Annotated in this window: 13 protein-coding genes; 5 read left to right on the forward strand and 8 right to left on the reverse strand. The window is 58.5% G+C overall.

The features are described from left to right. Nucleotides 1-48: 48 nt before the first annotated feature. The 5 genes from WG219_02290 to WG219_02310 form a co-directional block, all read right to left on the reverse strand. A complete protein-coding gene (locus WG219_02290; protein ID WXL26338.1) occupies nt 49-213 on the reverse strand; it encodes a hypothetical protein in 165 nt (54 codons plus the stop codon). Next, complete coding sequence (locus tag WG219_02295) at nt 210-1,340, reverse strand: PepSY-associated TM helix domain-containing protein (protein ID WXL26339.1); 1,131 nt, start codon at nt 1,338-1,340, stop codon at nt 210-212. Before WG219_02295 ends, WG219_02290 begins: the two co-directional genes overlap by 4 nt. Nucleotides 1,341-1,388: 48 nt before the next feature. Next, on the reverse strand, nt 1,389-3,800 hold the full coding sequence (locus WG219_02300) for a TonB-dependent siderophore receptor (protein ID WXL26340.1): 2,412 nt from the start codon (nt 3,798-3,800) through the stop codon (nt 1,389-1,391). An 87-nt stretch (nt 3,801-3,887) separates the two neighbouring features. Beyond that, a complete protein-coding gene (locus tag WG219_02305; GenBank protein ID WXL26341.1) occupies nt 3,888-4,844 on the reverse strand; it encodes a FecR family protein in 957 nt (318 codons plus the stop codon). After that, nucleotides 4,841-5,359 (reverse strand): RNA polymerase sigma factor, encoded by a 519-nt coding sequence (locus WG219_02310; protein ID WXL26342.1) that lies wholly within the window; start codon nt 5,357-5,359, stop codon nt 4,841-4,843. Before WG219_02310 ends, WG219_02305 begins: the two co-directional genes overlap by 4 nt. Before the next feature lie 187 nt (nt 5,360-5,546). Between WG219_02310 and yegQ the strand changes: the two genes are divergently transcribed. Then, complete coding sequence (gene yegQ, locus WG219_02315; GenBank protein WXL26343.1) at nt 5,547-6,863, forward strand: tRNA 5-hydroxyuridine modification protein YegQ; 1,317 nt, start codon at nt 5,547-5,549, stop codon at nt 6,861-6,863. Between the two features lie 3 nt (nt 6,864-6,866). Here yegQ and WG219_02320 read toward each other — a convergent pair whose 3' ends face one another. Together WG219_02320 and WG219_02325 are read right to left on the reverse strand one after the other, a co-directional pair. Then, nucleotides 6,867-7,574, reverse strand: coding sequence for a 3'-5' exonuclease (locus tag WG219_02320; protein WXL26344.1), 708 nt, complete (start codon nt 7,572-7,574; stop codon nt 6,867-6,869). After that, nucleotides 7,571-9,502 (reverse strand): putative nucleotidyltransferase substrate binding domain-containing protein, encoded by a 1,932-nt coding sequence (locus WG219_02325; GenBank protein ID WXL26345.1) that lies wholly within the window; start codon nt 9,500-9,502, stop codon nt 7,571-7,573. The genes WG219_02320 and WG219_02325 overlap by 4 nt, the downstream gene beginning before the upstream one ends. Nucleotides 9,503-9,778: 276 nt before the next feature. Between WG219_02325 and pgaA the strand changes: the two genes are divergently transcribed. The 4 genes from pgaA to pgaD are packed head-to-tail and all read left to right on the forward strand — an operon-like array spanning nt 9,779 to nt 16,116. After that, on the forward strand, nt 9,779-12,253 hold the full coding sequence (gene pgaA / locus WG219_02330; protein WXL26346.1) for a poly-beta-1,6 N-acetyl-D-glucosamine export porin PgaA: 2,475 nt from the start codon (nt 9,779-9,781) through the stop codon (nt 12,251-12,253). A gap of 10 nt (nt 12,254-12,263) precedes the next feature. Further along, nucleotides 12,264-14,267, forward strand: a complete 2,004-nt coding sequence (gene pgaB, locus WG219_02335; protein ID WXL26347.1) for a poly-beta-1,6-N-acetyl-D-glucosamine N-deacetylase PgaB — start codon at nt 12,264-12,266, stop codon at nt 14,265-14,267. Continuing rightward, nucleotides 14,264-15,598: a poly-beta-1,6-N-acetyl-D-glucosamine synthase gene (pgaC, locus tag WG219_02340; GenBank protein ID WXL26348.1), complete on the forward strand. Its 1,335-nt coding sequence runs from the start codon at nt 14,264-14,266 to the stop codon at nt 15,596-15,598. Before pgaB ends, pgaC begins: the two co-directional genes overlap by 4 nt. A 2-nt stretch (nt 15,599-15,600) precedes the next feature. After that, on the forward strand, nt 15,601-16,116 hold the full coding sequence (pgaD, locus tag WG219_02345) for a poly-beta-1,6-N-acetyl-D-glucosamine biosynthesis protein PgaD (GenBank protein WXL26349.1): 516 nt from the start codon (nt 15,601-15,603) through the stop codon (nt 16,114-16,116). Between the two features lie 59 nt (nt 16,117-16,175). On the opposite strand, the gene WG219_02350 is transcribed toward pgaD, so the two are convergent. After that, entirely contained in the window at nt 16,176-18,353 is a 2,178-nt protein-coding gene (locus WG219_02350; GenBank protein ID WXL26350.1) for a malate synthase G, read from the reverse strand. Between the last annotated feature and the right edge of the window lie 200 nt (nt 18,354-18,553).

The following is an 18,553-nucleotide window of genomic DNA, read 5'->3' on the forward strand; positions in this document are numbered from 1 at the left end:
CGCCGAATTCATTGGCTTTGCGGTTTTTTCAGGCGTGTTTAGAGACGCTCAGCGTCGCAGTAATGGGAACACGCCGAGTGCGGCTGGGATACCCAGGCCCAGCCAGGCGACGGCATCCCACCAACCCTCCCCGAGTAGGGCGCTGAGCAATCCGGCAGCACTGAGGATGCTGATCATGAGCGGCAGAGCAAAGGTCGACTGGCGCCACGTCATTGTGCTGCCTCCATGCGGGGTTGGCGTCGGTTGCTGGCGCGTTGGCGTACCCACCACAGGTACAGGCCACTGCCGAGTACGATGATGGTCAGTACATCCAATACGGCCCAGAGAATCTGCATTGGCCTGCCACCGTAATCGCCAAAGTGCAGTGGCTGCGACATCGACAACGCGTCCATGTACCAAGGGCGTTGGCCAATGGCGGTGACCTCCAGGGTTTTGGCGTCGATCAACACCGGGGTCCACAGGTGAGCCGTCAGGTGTGTGCTGCCTTTCATAAAGACGCTGTAGTGATGCTCACTGGAGAAGCGTGTGCCGGGGAAGGCGATAAAGTCTGGCTGCATACCCGGTGCCGCCTTGGCGGCAATCAGCAGTACGTCATTGACCGGTGCCCGTTCGGTGAGTGGCGGTGCGTTGCGGTACGGCTCGACCATGGCGGCCAGGGATTCATTGCGCCAGGCGCTGATGACTAAGTCGGCGCAGGCGCTGATTACGCCGGTAACGCCGACCACCAGCGCCCACGTCAGGGTGACGATGCCGATCAGGTTGTGCAGGTCCAACCAGCGGGTGCGGGGCGATTTGTCGTGGCGAACTTCGGCGAATTTCAGGCGGCGCATAAAGGGCGCGTAGAGCACTACGCCGGAGATGATGGCCACGACAAACAGCACGCCCATAAAGGCTAGAAGCAGTTTGCCCGGCAGCTCCGCGAACATATCCACATGCAGGCGCAGGATGAACATCAGCACGCCACCGTTAGCCGCAGGCATGGCCACGGCTTCACCGCTGCGGGCGTCGAGCATGAAGGTGTGCGATGAGTTGGGCTCGTTGCCAGCAGTGGCCGCGGTAATGGCGATGACGCCGTTGCGTTCGTCTTCGTCGTAACCGAAGTACTGCACCACCTCGCCGGGGCGATGACGCTCGGCGGCTTCAACCAACTGTTGCAGGCTTAAGTGCGGCGTATCGGCAGGCATGTCGCGCAGCTCGGGCGCTTCGCCCAGCAGATGTTCCAGCTCGTGGTGGAAGATCAGCGGCAAACCGGTCAGGGCCAGCATCAGCAGGAACAGGGTGCAGATCAGGCTGCTCCATGTGTGGATGAAGGACCAGCGGCGGATGGTTGTGCTTTTCATAGATGGCTCAATGGCGTCAGGCCGTACGCAAGGCACGGCCTAACTGGGTTACCACTTGTAGTTGACGCTGGCGACTACGTTGCGCTCATCACCGTAGTAGCAGTAGAAACCGTCACAGGTGGACAGGTAGTCCTTGTTGAAGATGTTCTTCGCATCCACGGCAACGCTGGCACCTTTGAGCGAGCTGTTGAGGCGGCCCAGATCGTAATGCACTGAGGCGTCATAGACGGTGTAGGAGCCGGTATAGCCCCAGTCGGAGTTAACCGCATCGCCATACGAGTCGCCGACATAGCGCACGCCGGCAGCGATGCCGAAGCCATCAAGGGCGCCGTCATGCCAGGTGTAGTCGGCCCAGAGCGTGGCCTGATTGCGCGGCATTTGCACCATACGGTTGCCTTTCTCGCCGGGGTTGCCCTTAACGATTTCGCTGTCGGTGTAGCTGTAAGAGCCGATCAGTTTGAGGTTCTGTGTAACCTCAGCATTAGCCTCTAACTCAAGCCCTTTGACGCGGACTTCACCGACCTGACGGGTGATGTTGTTTTCAGTGACTGACATGTTTTCCTGAGTCAGATCAAACACTGCTGCACTGAACAGCATGTTGCTGCCCGGCGGTTGGTATTTGATCCCCAGCTCCACCTGCTGGCCTTCGGTCGGTTTCATCGCTTCGGTGCTGCTGACCAGGTTGCCCATGACCGGCTGGAAGGATTCAGCGTAGGAAAGGTAGGGCGTGATGCCGTTGTCAAACACGTAGCTCAGCGCTGCGTTACCGGTGAGTTTTCGGTTGCGGTCAGTATTAGTGGCGTCGCCAGCGTTGTGGAACGTGGTGGCGGTGTGTACCCAATCCTGACGACCGCCCAGGGTTAGGCGCCAGTTATTCAGAGCCAGTTGGTCCTGGATATACAGGCCGGTCTGCTGGATCTTCTGTTGGTAGTCGTACATGGTGAAGTACTGAACATTGGAGAAGTCCTGACCGTAGCTGGGATTATGGATATTGCTGGGCGGCACGCCCGTAGAGCCCCACAACCAGCTGGAGTTGTCAGTACTGCGTTGGTGATCAAGCCCCAGCAGCAGGGTATGGCTGATCGCGCCGGTGTCGAAGTCCGCTTGGAAGTTGTTATCCAGCGCGAATTGGCTGATGTCTTCGTTGACGACGCTTGCACTGCGTTGGACGGTACCATCGGGGCTGACGGATTCGTCCGGGCCGTTTGGCCAGAACTGCCCACCAGCGGTAATGCCATTGAAGCCCAGGTCATTTTTCACGTAGCGGAAATTCTGGCGGAACTGCCAGATGTCGTTGATCCGGGTGTCGAACGCATAGCCCAGTGAGTAGTACCTGCGGTCGTAGAACTCCCAGTCCGGATCACCCAGGTTTTTGTGGTGCGAAATTTTGCCCGCTTCACTGCGCAGCTTGGTGCCTTGCAGCGGCAGGAATTGCCCGGTGATGCCGGTGTCATCACGGGTGTACTGCGAGAGGAAGGTCAGGTGGGTGTCGTCGTTGATATTCCAGGTCAGGCTCGGTGCGATGTTGTAGCGCTTATCTTCGATGTGATCGACCGGGGTATCACTGTCGCGAACGGTGCCGCTGACACGGTAAAGCAGGCGTGCGTCGTCATCGACTTTGCCGGTGCTGTCGAAATTGATTTGGCGGTGATTATTGGTACCGGCCTGCACCTCGACCTCATGGCTGCTGGCTTCCTGCGGACGGCGGCTGACCATGTCCAGCAAGCCGCCCGGAGGGGTTTGGCCATAGACTGAAGAGGCTGGGCCACGCAGCACGTTGATGCGCTCCAAGTTCCACGGCTCGATTTTCGGCGTGGCGTAGGTTCCGCGTGGCAGGGCCAGACCGTCGAGAAACTGGGTGGGAACAAAGCCGCGTACCAGCAACCAGTCATTGCGGGAGTCGGCGCCATAGCCGCTGCTTTGAACGCCAGCGGTGTAGCGCAATGCATCGTTCAGGCTGAGGACGTTGCGGTCTTCCATTTGCTGGCGAGTGACCACGCTGATTGAGCGCGGCGCCTCGGCCAGCGCTGTGTCGGTTTTGCTCCCTGCTGCGGTGCGCTGAGCTAAATAGCCCCTTGTTTCTCCCCAGGCGTCCTCCACGTTCTGGCTGCCGGAGATAAACACTTCCGGCACGGCCAGGGCTGCGCTGTCAGGCTGGGGCTCAAGGCTGTAGCCGCCACTGCCATTGGCTTTCAGTTGCAGACCGCTGCCGCTCAACGCCTGTTGCAGGGCGCTTAGGGCATCGTAGTCACCCTGTACAGGAGCCGATAGCTTGCCGGCGGTGAGACTCGGATCAATGCTCAGGACAATCCCCGCCTCACTGGCGATTTGCGTCAGCGTGCTGCTCAGTGGGGCTGAGGGCAGTGTGTACGGCTCAGCCAGGACTGTGCCAGTTAGGCTGGCAAGGCTGATGGCGGCTGCAAGCAGTGCAGGGCGGAACAGGGGCAGGGAACGGGTCATTAGGAAATTCTCCTGTACGGGAATGCATCTCATTGACCTTTTGCCGAAGCAGAATTCAAAAGTGTCAGGGCTAAACGAAATTTATTTTCATTTGCCCTTTTCAGCAGGGACCACCTTCGTCCACCAGCTGCCGATTTTCTCGATCTTCACCGGAAGGCTGGGGGGGAGTGCAGCCAGCGCCATGTCGCTGTCTTGCAGGGGGAAGCTGCCACTGATGCGCAAATCCGCCAGGCGCGAGTCGACCCCTAAATAGCCGGTGCGGTACTCAGCAAGGGCGTCGAGTAAGTCCGCCAGGCGCATGTTGTCGGCCACCAGCATGCCGTGTCTCCATGCGGCAGCACCTGCGGGCGCAGGCTGGATGTCACCTAGCTGCTGGCGCTGCATCAAGACTTGCTCACCTTGCTTGATCACGCGCTCGCGGCTGACTTCTGCGGGCGTGGCTGCGACAGCTGACTGGATGACCGTGAGTCGCGTCGCGTCACCTTCGCGCCGTACCAGAAAGCGTGTCCCGAGGGCGCGCAAGCTGCCGTGGGCCGTCTCGACAATAAATGGACGGGTGTCGTCGTGACCCGTCTGGATGAAGATCTCACCGTTGCGCAGGTAGAGGCGGCGTTGATGGGCATCGTAATGGATGTCCATGGCGCTGCCGCTGTTCAGGCGCACTCGGGTGTGGTCGCTGAGTTGGATTTCGCGTTGCTCGCCATAGTCGGTGCGTTCATCGGCCAGGTAATCGCTGAGTGGCCGGTATTCTTGGAGCAGCCCGAGGCCAAGTCCAGCCGCAATAAACAAGCCTAGCGCGGCTCCGGGCAAGCGCCGTTGGGGTTTGTTTGCGCGGTATAACAAGGCGTGTCGTGCAGGCGTACTGGCTGCCGAGGCGAGGCGCACGTCGAGTCCGTTGAGTTGCTGCCAGACTTTGCTGTGGTCCGGATGCGCGGCCAGCCACAGGGAAAACTGATGACGTTGCTCATCCGTTGCCAGGCCTGAGTCCAGGCACAGCTGCCACTCAATGGCAGCGTCCAGCACCTTTGCCGGTACCGCAGTCATTCCGGCTGTCCGTACAGGGCGATGTAGCACTGGCGCAGGCCCTGGGCCAGGTACTGGCGCACGCGGGAGACGGACACGCCCAGCTGTTCGGCAATTTCGGCATGGCCCATGCCGTCCAGGCGATTGTGCAAAAAGGCGGCGCGGGCGTTGGCAGACAGGTTGCCGAGCAGGCGGTCGATTTCTTTGAGGGCTTCCAGTGCCAGTGCCTGTTCTTCCGGGCTGGGTTGCTCACAGGCGGGCAGTTGGCCCAACTCGTCCAGATAGGCGCGCTCCAGTGCACTGCGGCGGAAATAGTCGATTAGCAGACCCCGGGCGATGGTGCTGAGCAGGGCGCGTGGTTCGCGGGTCTGGTGGAGGTCATTGCGCCCCAGCAGGCGCACGAAAGTGTCCTGGCTGAGGTCTTCGGCACGGTCCGGGCAGTACAAGCTTTTGCGCAGCCAGCCCAACAACCAATCGCGATGGTCGCGATAGTACAGACTGAGCAATTGCTGATCCGTAGAGTTGTCAGCCCGCACACTTACCTCAATATAAGTTTTATTCGAGAATCATTCGCATATGATGTCAGGACGCAACTAGCCCTGCAATGTCACTTACGTACTAAATGATGGCCGGTCACTGATGCTGTTGGTTATAGACGCAGATCAATAGATGCGCCGTTGCAGCTGGCTAAAATCCTCAGCTTTTTGGCTGAGCGCTTGACCCATGGCAACTCCTCCCCGTTATACCGAACTGTTATCCCCGGCTGGCACCCTGAAAAACATGCGCTATGCCTTCGCCTATGGCGCGGATGCGGTGTATGCCGGGCAGCCGCGATACAGCCTGCGGGTGCGCAATAACGAGTTTGATCACGACAACCTGCAACTGGGCATTAATGAGGCACACGCTCAGGGCAAACAGTTTTATGTGGTGGTCAACATTGCCCCCCATAACGCCAAACTGAAGACCTTTTTGCGCGACCTTGAACCGGTGATTGCGATGCAGCCGGATGCGCTGATCATGTCCGATCCAGGCTTGATCATGATGGTTCGCGAGCATTACCCGCACATGCCGATTCACTTGTCGGTGCAGGCTAACGCGGTGAACTGGGCCAGCGTCAAATTCTGGTATCAGCAGGGGCTGACCCGGGTGATTTTGTCCCGCGAGTTATCGCTGGAAGAGATCGAAGAAATTCGCCATGAAGTGCCGGAAATGGAGCTGGAAGTTTTCGTCCACGGCGCCCTGTGCATGGCCTATTCCGGCCGCTGCCTGCTCTCTGGGTACATGAATAAGCGTGACCCGAACCAAGGCACCTGCACCAATGCCTGCCGCTGGCAGTACAAGACTGAAACCGCGCAGGAAAACGAGCTGGGCGATATCGTCAAAATCGTTGAGCCGACCCTAGGCGTTGGCGCGCCGACTGATCAGGTGTTCCTGCTTGAAGACGCCAGCCGCCCCGGTGAGCAGATGGCTGCCTACGAGGACGAGCATGGCACCTACATCATGAACTCTAAAGACCTACGCGCCGTGCAGCATGTGGAGCGTCTGGTGAATATGGGCGTGCATTCGCTGAAAATCGAAGGCCGCACCAAATCCCACTACTACGTGGCCCGCACTGCGCAGGTGTACCGCAAGGCGATTGATGATGCTCTGGCCGGTCGTCCGTTTGACAAGAGCCTGATGGATACTTTGGAATCACTGGCCCATCGTGGCTACACCGAAGGCTTCCTGCGCCGCCATGTGCACGACGAATACCAGAACTACCAGCACGGCAGCTCAGTCTCGGATCGTCAGCAGTTTGTCGGTGAGTTGACCGGTGAGCGTCGCGGCGATCTGGCCGAAGTGCGGGTGAAGAACCGTTTTGCCGTGGGCGATGGTATTGAGCTTATGACGCCTAAGGGCAACCTGCGCTTTAAGCTGGAACACTTAGAGAACCGCAAGGGCGAATCGATGCCAGTGGCGCCGGGCGACGGCCACACGCTGTACCTGCCGGTGCCACAGGATGTGGAGTTGCCGTTCGGGCTCTTGATGCGGGATTTATAAGTCCTACATCGACAGCGCCTGCTGCCGCCTGCGCCATTGGCAGAGGCGCTGTTCCAGCGTTTGCAGGCTGTCCATCTGCTGGCGTCGGGCCTTGCTGAATAGAATCAGCCCCAGCTCGGCGGTAGCCAGTGCGTCAGCGCTGGCATGGTGGCGCTGTTGGACCTGCAGGCCAAAGTAGCGGGTCCAGTCATCCAGCCCGCCGTTACGGATTTCCGCCTGCGGACAGAGCATCGGTGCCAGTTCCGCCACATCAAAGAACGTATGCTGCAGCCGATAGTCCAGGCTCTGCTTAAGCGCGCGGGCCAACATGCGCTGGTCGAACCCGGCATGAAAGGCCAGCAGCGGACTGTCGCCGAGGAACTCCATAAAGTCCAACAACCCTTCTACAGGCTCTACGCCACTGGCGATGGCGCTGGGGGCGATGCCGTGAATCAGGGTGCTGGCGCTGGGTTGGTGATGCGGACGTTGCAGGGTGCATTCGAAGGTTTGGCCCAGCTGGATTGCGCCCTGATCGATCACCACTGCACCAATCGACAGCACCTCGTCGCGCTTCATGTCCAGCCCGCTGGTTTCTAAATCAATCACCACCAATCGCTGCTGGTTTAGCGGTTGCTCAGCCAGCGGGGCCGGTGCGGGTAGTTGCGCGCGACGATGCAGGTGTTCCGCGCTCAAGTTTGCGCCGCGGCGGCCAAACCAGTTGAACCTGTTCATAGTTGGTACCGCAGGGCGAGGCTGCTTTGCAGGCGCTGAGCCTGGCGAAAGGATTCGCGCAAAATGCGCTGATCCAGCACGTTAAGGTGTGCCGGGTCGATGCGGTTGGAGTAGGGCTGCTGCGTGCGGGCCTGCTGTTGATGCTGTTGCATACGGGTTTGCTGAATGAAGTGATAGGCCTCTTCGTAGGCTGCCCCGTCCTGCTGCTCAATCACCTCTAAACGGATCAGCTCGCGCAGACGCTCTAGGGTGTTACAGGCGCTCACGCCGTGGGCCAGGGACAGCAGTCGGGCTGCATCCACAAACGGCGTCAGTCCCTGCACTTTGAGGTCGAGGGTGTCTTTATCTGCGCCTTTACGGGCCACCACAAAGTTGCGCAGCATGCCGACGGGTGGTTTCTGGCGCAGGGCGTTCTCTGCCATGCGCCGCTGGAACAGGCTGTTATCCGCAATCTGTTGCAGCAGCTCGCTGCGCAGTTGCTCGCAACCCTGTGAGTCCCCCCAGACAGCACGCAGATCGAAGTAGATGGTAGAGGCCAGCAGGCTGTCTGGAGAGGACTCGTGAATAAACTGGCTGAAGCGCCGTGACCATTCGTGGCGCGACAGGCACAGTTCAGGATTGCCCGCCATGATTCCACCTTTGCACAGGCTAAAGCCGCATTGCGCCAAACGCTGGTTGATCTCCTGCGCCAGGGGCAGCAGTTTGCCGCGAATGGCTGCGGCTTCCACGGCATCCGCGGCTTCAAACAGAATGCCGTTGTCTTGATCGGTGTGCAGGGTTTGCTCGCTGCGGCCTTCACTACCGAAGCACAGCCAGGTAAAGGCAATGCCGGGGTCGCCCAAGTCCTCTAGGGTCAATTCGATAATGCGGCAGACTGTGTGATCGTTGAGCAGGGTGATCAGTTGGGTGATTTGGGTGGAGCTGGCGCCGTGGGCGAGCATGCTGTCGACTAAACGCTGCACGTCACTGCGGATCGCGATCAAGGTCTCAATGCGTCCGGCATGGCGGATGCTGCGGGCCAGGTGCACCAGATCGACCCGTTGCAGGCTGAACAGGTCACGTTCGGAAATCACCCCCACTAACGTATCGTCTTGCACCACACAGACGTGGGCGATATGCCGTTCAGTCATGGCCATAGCCGCATCAAAGGCGCTGGCTTCTGGCGGCAGATGGAAGGGGGACTGTGTCATCAGTTGGCTGATCGGCTGGTCCAGATCGCTGCCATCGGCCACTACCTTGCGCAGGTCGCGCAGGGTGAAGATGCCTTGGGCACGGGTTTGCTTATCCACAATGACAATGCTGCCCACATGCTGTTCGTGCATCAGTCGCACCGCTTCGCGGGTGCTCAAGTCTGGGCTGCAGCTGATCGGCTGGCGCACCGCAAGCTGGCCGAGGCGGGTGTCCAGTGAGTATTGCGAGCCGAGGGTTTCCACCGCGCGCATCTGCACTTGCTGATTGACCTGATCAAGCAGGCTGCTGACGCCGCGCAAGGCAAAGTCACGAAATGGTGCCGACAGGCTGAACAGGCGGACAAACGCCGGTTTGTTCAGCAATAGGCAGAAGCTGTCTTCCGCAGCCAAGTGTTCAGTGCGCGTGGCCCGCTCGCCCAGTAGGGCGGCCAACGGGAAGCACTCGCCAGTGGTGATTTCAAAGGTGGTTTCTGTGCCGCGTCGAGCCGAGTGCGGGCGCTCACCGTGCACACGTCCCTGCTTGACGATGTAGAAGTGCTCAACCGGGCCATCGGCCGGTTTGATGATGGTGTCGCCCTCGGCATAGAAGCGCAGCTGGCAGTTTTCCACCAAGTAGGCGAGCTGAGCCACATCCATCTGATTGAAGGGCGGGTACTTCTGGAGGAATTCCATGGTGCCGTGAATGTTCTGTTTCACGGCCGTCACGCCCGCCTGGGTTATCGCGTCCGTAAGCGTCATGGGCTTTCTCACGCTGTTTTTTATGCGCCTAGCCTCATATTTAGGCATTTTTTTGGCAATTGGACGTAAGTCTAGATTTTTTCGGGCGCGTCATCGTCATTAAGTTGAAGGAAACTCAAGGCATCTAATGCGTTACTCGGGTGAAGCCGTGTATCTCGTCGGATTTGTGCCAATAAAATGCCTTTTATTAGGTATGATCGTGCATTAAGTCAAAAATGTGTCGATCTATGCGGGTGTGAAGGGAATCACCGATCTGCCCGCACAAGGACGTAAACAGTGCTTACTCAAGATACAGCCAGGCGCGTGGATAACCACTGCGCCCGTGGCGTTAGCGTTTTTAAAATTCACCTGCTTTGTTCCTCTCTGCTTTTCTCCACCTGGGTGCAGAGCCAGCCGCTGTATGACGCGTTGCTGGAAAAAGCACGAGCAGGGGACTATGCCCCTGCATTAAATTTCCTACGCGAACAACGGTCTGAGGCGTCCCCGCGTTACCTGATCGATCACCTGCTGATTGCCGGTTGGGCGGGTGAGGATGCTGAGGCCACGGCGCTGTATGAGCGCCAACGTGATCACTCAGGTCTTACCGCTGATGCACTGGCGACGGTTGCGCGCGCATACCGTAATCAGAAGCAATGGCCGCAAGCGTTACAGGTATACCGCGAAGGCGTATCGCGCTTCCCCGACCACGAGGGCCTGCAACTCGGTCGGGTTATGACCCTGGCAGATGCCGGTAAATTTACTGCTGCCATTGCCCGTGGCCGCACGCTGGTCAATGAAGCCCCACAAAACCCTGACCGCCGGTTAGCGCTGGCCTATGCCTACCAGGCTTCAGGTCAGACCTTCGCTGCGCACGCCGAGGTGGACCGTGCGCTGGAGGTGGCGCCGCAACGTGAGGATGTGCTGCGCGAGTATTTGTTCAGCTTGCAGCGTGCCGGTATGCCGCAACCGGCACTGAGTTTGGCTGAACGTCATCCAGGTGTACTGAGTCCGGCACAGATTCGCCAGTTGCAGGGCGATTTGTTGGCTGAGCAGGTGCGCTTTTCAGACCTCAGCACCCGTGCCGAGAGCGAGCGCTATCAAGTGGCTGACCAAGCCCTGACGCGTGCTGACACACTGCTTAAAGAATGGCAGGCACTGTCCGACGCGCGAGCAGATGTGCAGCGTATTCGCATTGACCGAATGGGCGCATTGCATACCCAGGGGCGTATGCCTGAGGTGCTGGACGAGTACCGCCAGTTACAGGCTGAACAGGTCGATCTTCCTATCTATGCCAAACGCTGGGTCGCTTCAGCAGCCCTGTATATGCGTCACCCGGAATTGGCTGCCGAGTTGTATGAGCAAGTTGTAGCTGCTGAAAACGACAAGCACCCGGAGTGGCTCGAAGATAACCGCAGTTTGTTTTACGCCCGTGTGGAAAGTTGGCAACTGGAAGAAGCCAAGCGTCAGGCTGATAGCCTGGCGGCTACCCAGCCTCCACGTCTGTACCAACTTGGCAACCCTGAGCCAGAGTCCAATGCCAACTGGTTGGATGCGCAAGTGCTCAGGGCGGTTGCCTTAATGGAAAACAACGACTTGCCGGGCGCCGAGCAAATTCTGGCCGACTTGCTAAATCGGGCTCCCAACAACACCAGCTTGCGCACTAACTTGGCCAGTCTTTATCTGGCCAGGGGCTGGCCGCGCCGTGCTGAAGATGAGTTAAAAGTGGCCGAAAGCGTCAACCCGCGTAGCCCTGCGCTGGAAGTTGAGCAGGGCATGGCCGCACTGGAGTTGCAGGAGTGGCGGCAGGCCGATGTGTTGACCGAAGACGTGGTCGACCGTTACCCGGAAACCCTGCCAGTGCAGCGCCTTGAACGGTTGCACAGTATTCACGAGATGGCCGAACTGCGTGTTAACGGCTATCGCGGCCAGGGCTCAGGCAGCGCCGTTTCAGGTGGCGATAGCATGGGTATTGATACCGTGTTGTACAGCCCGCCGATTAACAGTGACTGGCGCGTGTTCGCAGGTTTCGGCTATGCCACGGGTGACTTCGATGAGGGCCGCGGGCGTGATCGCTGGCAGCGAGCCGGGGCTGAGTGGCGTGTACGTAATCACACCCTGGAGGCCGAAGTCTCGCGTCATGACTATGGCGAGGGCGACAAGATCGGCGCACGCCTCAGCGGCACCCATGACATCGATGATTACTGGCAGTACGGCTGGAGTGCGGATTACCTGTCGGCAGACACACCGCTCAGGGCACTCAACTCAGGCGTCTCCTCCAACAGCGTGAGTGGTTTTGTGCGCTGGCGTGGTGATGAGCGCCGCGAGTGGCGTCTGTCTTCTGCTGTGGCCGACTTCAGCGATGGCAATAACCGCTTCGGTCTGGTTCTGGATGGTTATCAGCGCTTCTACAGCCGCCCGACCTGGCAGGCCGACTGGGGGCTGGAGCTGGCCTACAACAGCAATAGCCGCGACAACGATGTGCCCTATTTCAATCCCAAGTCCGAGGTGGTGGTACTGCCACGTCTGCGTCTGCAACAGACCCTGCATCAGCGTTACGAGACCGCCTGGACCCAGCAGCTTGAGCTCGGTGCCGGGACCATCAATCAGCGTTATTACGGCACTGATGCCGTGGGACTGATCAGCTACTGGCAGCGCTTGCGCTTGGATGATCGCTTTGAGGGAGGCCTTGGGATTTCAGCCCTGAGCCGCGCCTACGACGGCGATCGCGAGCAGGAAATCTCCCTGCTGTTCGACGTCAACTACCGTTTCTGAGGACTCACTGATGGTTACTGTCTATCGCAGTGTGCTGCTTGTGCTGGCACTGCTGGTGCTCAACGCGTGCGCTGTTGAGGCGCCTCCGTTTACGCCACCGTCTGAGCGGGTTATCGAACCGACTGAAAGCCACTGGCCGAAAGGCCAAGTGTTGGTGTTGGCTTACCACGATGTGGAAGATGCCAACGCTGATCAGTCCTTTATGTCTGTGCGTACAGCCAACCTGGCTGAGCAGTTTGCCTGGCTGAAGGTCAATGGCTTTCACCCGGTGTCGGTAGACCAGATATTGGCGGCTCGTAAAAGCCAGAGCACATTGCCGGATAAAGCTGTGTTGCTGACATTCGATGATGGCTATAGCAGTTTTTACGAGCGCGTTCTGCCGCTGCTCAAAGCCTATCAATGGCATGCCGTAATGGCTCCGGTCGGCGTCTGGACGGATACACCGGTCGGGCAGAAGGTAGATTTTGGTGGTCTCCCGGTTGAGCGCTCACGCTTTTTGACCTGGAAGCAGATTAAGGAAGTTGCCGACAGCGGTCTGGTAGAGATCGCGTCACACACCAACGCCCTGCATTTTGGGGCCTTGGCTAACCCGCAGGGTAACCTGCAACCAGCTGCCGTCACCCGTTTGTATGACAGCCGTACTGGCCAATATGAAACTGAAGCGCAGTACACCGCACGTATCACACAAGACGTGCAGCGCATCACGGATAAGATCAAGTCCGCGACTGGGCGCACACCCCGGGTCTGGGTTTGGCCTTACGGCGCAGCCAGTGGCACGGCGTTGAGGATTGTTGGTGAGCAGGGCTATGAGCTGGCATTGACTCTCGAAGACGGCATGAGCCGTTTGAGCACGCTCCAGGATGGGCCGCGTCAATTGATCAGCGGTGATCCGGATATCAGCCGTTTTGCACAACAGATCACCAGCGTGGATGCATCACAGATGATGCGTATCGCTCACGTTGACCTCGACTACGTTTACGACCCTGATCCGCAGCAAATGGATGCCAACCTTGGCGAGCTGGTCCAGCGTATTGCCGATATGCGCATCAATACCGTGTTCTTGCAGGCCTATGCCGATCCCAAGGGCGATGGTTTGGTGAAGTCGCTGTATTTCCCCAACCGACATTTGCCGATGCGTGCCGACCTGTTTAACCGGGTTGCCTGGCAACTGCGTACCCGGGCCAAAGTGGAGGTGTATGCGTGGATGCCGGTACTGAGTTACGACCTTGATCCCGCATTACCCCGTGTTGAAAGTTGGTCTGAGGATGGGCGCACTGCGGTGAGCCACGAGCAATACCGGCGTCTGTCTCCGTTTGACCCGGAAGTGCGTCGGCAGATCGGTGAAATCTATGAAGACCTGGCCCGCCACGGCAATTTTACCGGTGTGCTGTACCACGACGACGCGTTGCTCTCCGATTTCGAAGACGCAAGCCCTGCGGCGCTTGCGGTTTATCGCAAAGCCGGACTGCCAGGTGACATCGCCAGCCTGCGCGGCGATGAAGACACGTTGCAGCGCTGGAGCCGGTTTAAGAGTCGCTACCTGATTGATTTCACCCATGAGCTGACCGCCAAGGTCAAAGCAATCCGCGGGCCGCAGATCAAAACGGCGCGCAATATGTACGCCCAGCCGATCCTCAATCCCTACAGCGAAACATGGTTCGCACAGAACCTGGATGACTTCCTGGAGGCGTATGACTGGACCGCGCCGATGGCGATGCCGCTGATGGAAGGCGTTTCTGAAGAAGATTCCAACGCCTGGCTGGACACCTTGGTCAAGCGTGTCGCTGAGCGCCCCAATGCCTTGTCTCGAACTGTGTTCGAGTTGCAGGCCCGCGATTGGAGCAACCCGGAGGGTAAGCCGGTAGACAGCGAGCTGCTGGTGCAGTGGATGCGCCGCCTGCAATGGAATGGTGTGCGCAGCTATGGCTACTACCCCGACGACTTCATCAATGACCAACCCCGCTTGCAGGAGATTCGCCCGGCATTTTCCAATGCTTGGCATCCATTGCCATGATTGATCGTTTTTACGCACTGCTGATTCTGGCCGTTGTCCTGGGCGCACCTTTTGGGGTTGCGCTGACACTGACCGGGCAGGTCATGTTGGACTTCATTTTTCTTTACCCGTTGTTTATGTCGGCCCTGTGGATATCCGGAGGCCTTTACTACTGGTTGCACTGGGAGCGGCATTGGCCGTGGTCTCGTGACGCTGATGTAGAGCCGCCGGAATTAGTAGGGCAGCCGCTTGTCACCATCCTGATCCCTTGCTTCAACGAGGGGGAGCACGCGGTTGAAACCATCGGTGCCGCGCTGGCTCAGCGCTATTCCGAGATTGAGGTTATTGCCATCAACGACGGCTCCCGCGACAACACCGGGGAAGTCTTGGACCGCCTGGCCGCTAACGAACCCCGCTTGCGTGTGCTGCATCTGGCGCAAAACCAGGGCAAGGCAGTTGCTCTGCGCATGGGGGCGCTGGCGGCGCGCAGCGAATACCTGGTGTGCATCGACGGCGATGCCCTGCTGGACAAGGATGCAGCGAGTTATCTGGTAGCCCCGTTGATCAACAACCCGCGCGTCGGTGCGGTAACCGGCAACCCACGTATCCGCACACGTTCAACGCTGATCGGGCGGATTCAAGTGGGCGAGTTCTCATCCATTATCGGCCTGATCAAACGCACCCAGCGGGTTTATGGCCGGGTGTTTACCGTCTCAGGGGTGATCGCAGCCTTCCGCCGCAGTGCGCTGGATCGTATCGGGTATTGGAGCCCGGACATGATTACCGAGGACATCGACGTCAGCTGGAAGCTGCAGCTGGATCACTGGAGCATCTTTTACGAACCACGGGCACTGTGCTGGATTCTGATGCCGGAAACCCTGCGCGGCTTGTGGAAGCAGCGTCTGCGTTGGGCACAGGGGGGCGCGGAGGTGCTGCTGAAAAACATTCGGACCATCTGGGAGTGGCGCTTCCGCTACATGTGGCCGCTTCTCGCTGAGTTCACCCTGTCCGCCATTTGGGCATTCACCTTTGCCATATCCATCGTGCTATGGGGATTGGGCCATGTTGTCGAGTTACCTGAAAACCTACAGGTTTCACGTCTGGCGCCACCGGCCTTCACAGGGTTGGTTTTAGCGTGTGTTTGCTTAATGCAATTTGCTGTCAGCCTGATGATCGAGCGGCGTTATGAGAAGAACCTGACGCACTCATTGTTTTGGATCATCTGGTACCCGATGGCGTTCTGGCTGCTGACGTTGTTCACCACACTGGTCAGCTTTCCTAAGGTCATGCTTAAAGCTAAACAACAACGGGCTCGTTGGGTCAGCCCGGATCGTGGGATTAAAAGGAATTAATCATGTCGCTATTGATCAGGACGCAGCAGCATTGGTTGCCGCGCTCAGTTGATGCATTACTTACCATCATTGCTTGGGTTGGCTTCATCAGTCTGATTGTTATAGGAGTACGGGACTTGATCGGAGGCAGTATGGGCGCGATCAGTCTCAACCTGCTTATGGGTATCAAACCAACATTGGAAACTTTATTGGTCTACCTGATTACCGGGGCTGTGATCGGCGCAATTCTGCTTATGTGGGCTAAATACAATGAAGTGCGGGCCCGTCGATATGAGCGTCGGCAAGGCGTCGAGTCTTTGGATATAGAAAGACTGTCTGCCAGCTTTAGGGTCTCTCCGGCCGTCATTGAGTTCATGCAAAGCGAGCAGGTGTGGATTGTCCATAATTATGAATATGGCGACCTGTCTGCCATCGAGATTCCTGGCCTAGGGCTTAAGTTACCGGCCAATGCGGATCACTCACGGCTACAGTCTGTCTTCTCGGACGGGCAAAGCAATAAGCTAACGTTGGTCGTATAAAGCCGCTGTTTGTGAAATAAAAAAACCGCCCCGTAGGGCGGTTTTTTTATGCGTCAGTCTTAGCGAGCGTTTTTCGCTTTGAACTCACGGCGACGGCGATGCAGTACCGGCTCGGTGTAACCGTTCGGCTGTTTGGCACCTTCGATCACCAGTTCCAGAGCAGCCTGGAACGCGATGTTGTTATCGAAGTCCGGAGCCAGTGGGCGGTACAGCGGGTCATTGGCGTTCTGGCGGTCAACCACCGGCGCCATGCGCTTGAGGCTAGCCACGATCTGCTCTTCAGTGGCGATGCCATGACGCAGCCAGTTGGCCAGCAGTTGGCTGGAGATACGCAGGGTCGCGCGGTCTTCCATCAGGCCGATGTCGTTGATGTCCGGCACTTTGGAGCAGCCGACGCCCTGGTCGATCCAGCGCACTACATAACCGAGGATGCCCTGAGCGTTGTTGTCCAGTTCGTTCTGGATTTCCTCGTCGCTCCAGTTGGTGTCCTTGGCCAGCGGGATGGTCAGGATGTCATCCAACGAAGCGCGCTCACGCTTGGCCAGCTCAGCCTGACGGGCTGCCACGTCTACCTTGTGGTAGTGCAAGGCATGCAGGGTGGCGGCAGTCGGGGACGGAACCCAGGCGGTGTTGGCACCGGCCAGCGGGTGGGCGATTTTCTGCTCAACCATCGCTGCCATCAGGTCCGGCATGGCCCACATGCCTTTACCGATTTGGGCACGGCCTTGCAGGCCGGTGGCCAGGCCGATATCCACGTTCCAGTTCTCGTAGGCGCCGATCCACTTTTCAGTTTTCATGGCGGCCTTACGAACAACCGGGCCTGCTTCCATGGAGGTGTGGATTTCGTCGCCGGTACGGTCGAGGAAGCCGGTGTTGATGAACACCACACGCTCGCTGGCAGCCTTGATGCAGGCTTTCAGGTTAACAGTGGTGCGACGCTCTTCGTCCATGATCCCGACTTTCAGGGTGTTGCGGGTCAGGCCTAGGACGTCTTCAACGCGGCCGAAGATTTCATTGGTGAACGCCACTTCTTCCGGACCGTGCATTTTCGGCTTCACGATGTAAACCGAACCGGTGCGGGTGTTTTTACGGGTGGTGTTGCCATTGAGGTTGTGGATGGCGATCAGGCTGGTGAACAGCGCGTCTTGAATACCTTCCGGGATTTCGTTGCCTTGAGCGTCGAGGATCGCCGGGTTGGTCATCAGGTGGCCGACGTTACGCACGAACAGCAGGCTGCGGCCGTGCAGGGTCAGCTCGCTGCCATCTGCCTTGGTGTACACGCGGTCCGGGTTCATGGTGCGGGTGAAGGTGGTGCCGCCTTTGGACACTTCCTCCGCCAGGTCGCCCTTCATCAGGCCGAGCCAGTTTTTGTAGACGATGACTTTGTCTTCTGCATCAACAGCGGCAACGGAGTCTTCGCAGTCCATGATGGTGGTCAGCGCGGCTTCCATCAGCACGTCTTTAACGCCGGCGGCGTCAGTGCTGCCAACCGGAGTACTGGCGTCGATCTGGATTTCAAAGTGCAGGCCGTTGTGCTTGAGCAGAACCGCTTTCGGTGCAGCAGCATCGCCCTGGAAGGCAATGAACTGAGCCGGGTTTTTCAGACCGGTGCTGTTGCCGTTTTTCAGGCTGACTTGCAGCTGACCGTTGGCTACCACATAGGCGGTGGAATCGACGTGGGAGCCGGACTCCAGCGGCGCGGCCTCGTCGAGGAAGGCGCGGGCGAAGGCGATTACTTTATCGCCGCGGACTTTGTTGTAGCCCTTGCCTTTCTCTGCGCCATTTTCTTCGCTGATTACGTCGGTGCCATACAGGGCGTCGTACAGCGAACCCCAGCGGGCGTTGGAGGCGTTCAGTGCGAAGCGAGCGTTCATCACCGGCACAACCAGCTGTGGGCCAGCCATGAGGGCGATTTCTTCGTCGACGTTCTGAGTCGTGGCCTTGAAGTCAGCCGGTTCTGGCAGCAGGTAGCCGATCTCTTCAAGGAAGGCTTTGTAGGCCACGGCATCGTGGGCCTGACCGGCACGGGCCTGGTGCCAGCTGTCGATTTGCGCCTGGATCTGATCGCGTTTGGCCAACAGGGCGCGGTTTTTCGGAGCCAGGTCATTGATGACCGCTTCCGCACCTGCCCAGAACTTGTCGGCGCTCAGGCCGGTACCCGGAATGGCTTCGTTGTTTACGAAGTCGTACAGCTCTTTGGCAACCTGCAAGCTGCCTACTTGAACGCGCTCAGTCATCACTAGCCTCACTCTGCTCAGCTCTACTTTTTAGCCGCTTCGGACAGGGGAAAATAATTTTGTAGTCCGAGGCGCGGAATACTACATGAAGATCATTTGAAAAGCAGCGGATGTGCACTGGCCTGCGACTTTAGTCGGTCGGACGGTCACTACATAACCTGAAAAAACGACCTCCAAGCGCCTTGATTAGGCATTTGTAG

This window comes from Pseudomonas mendocina (assembly GCA_037482215.1).
Lineage (GTDB): Bacteria > Pseudomonadota > Gammaproteobacteria > Pseudomonadales > Pseudomonadaceae > Aquipseudomonas > Aquipseudomonas mendocina_E.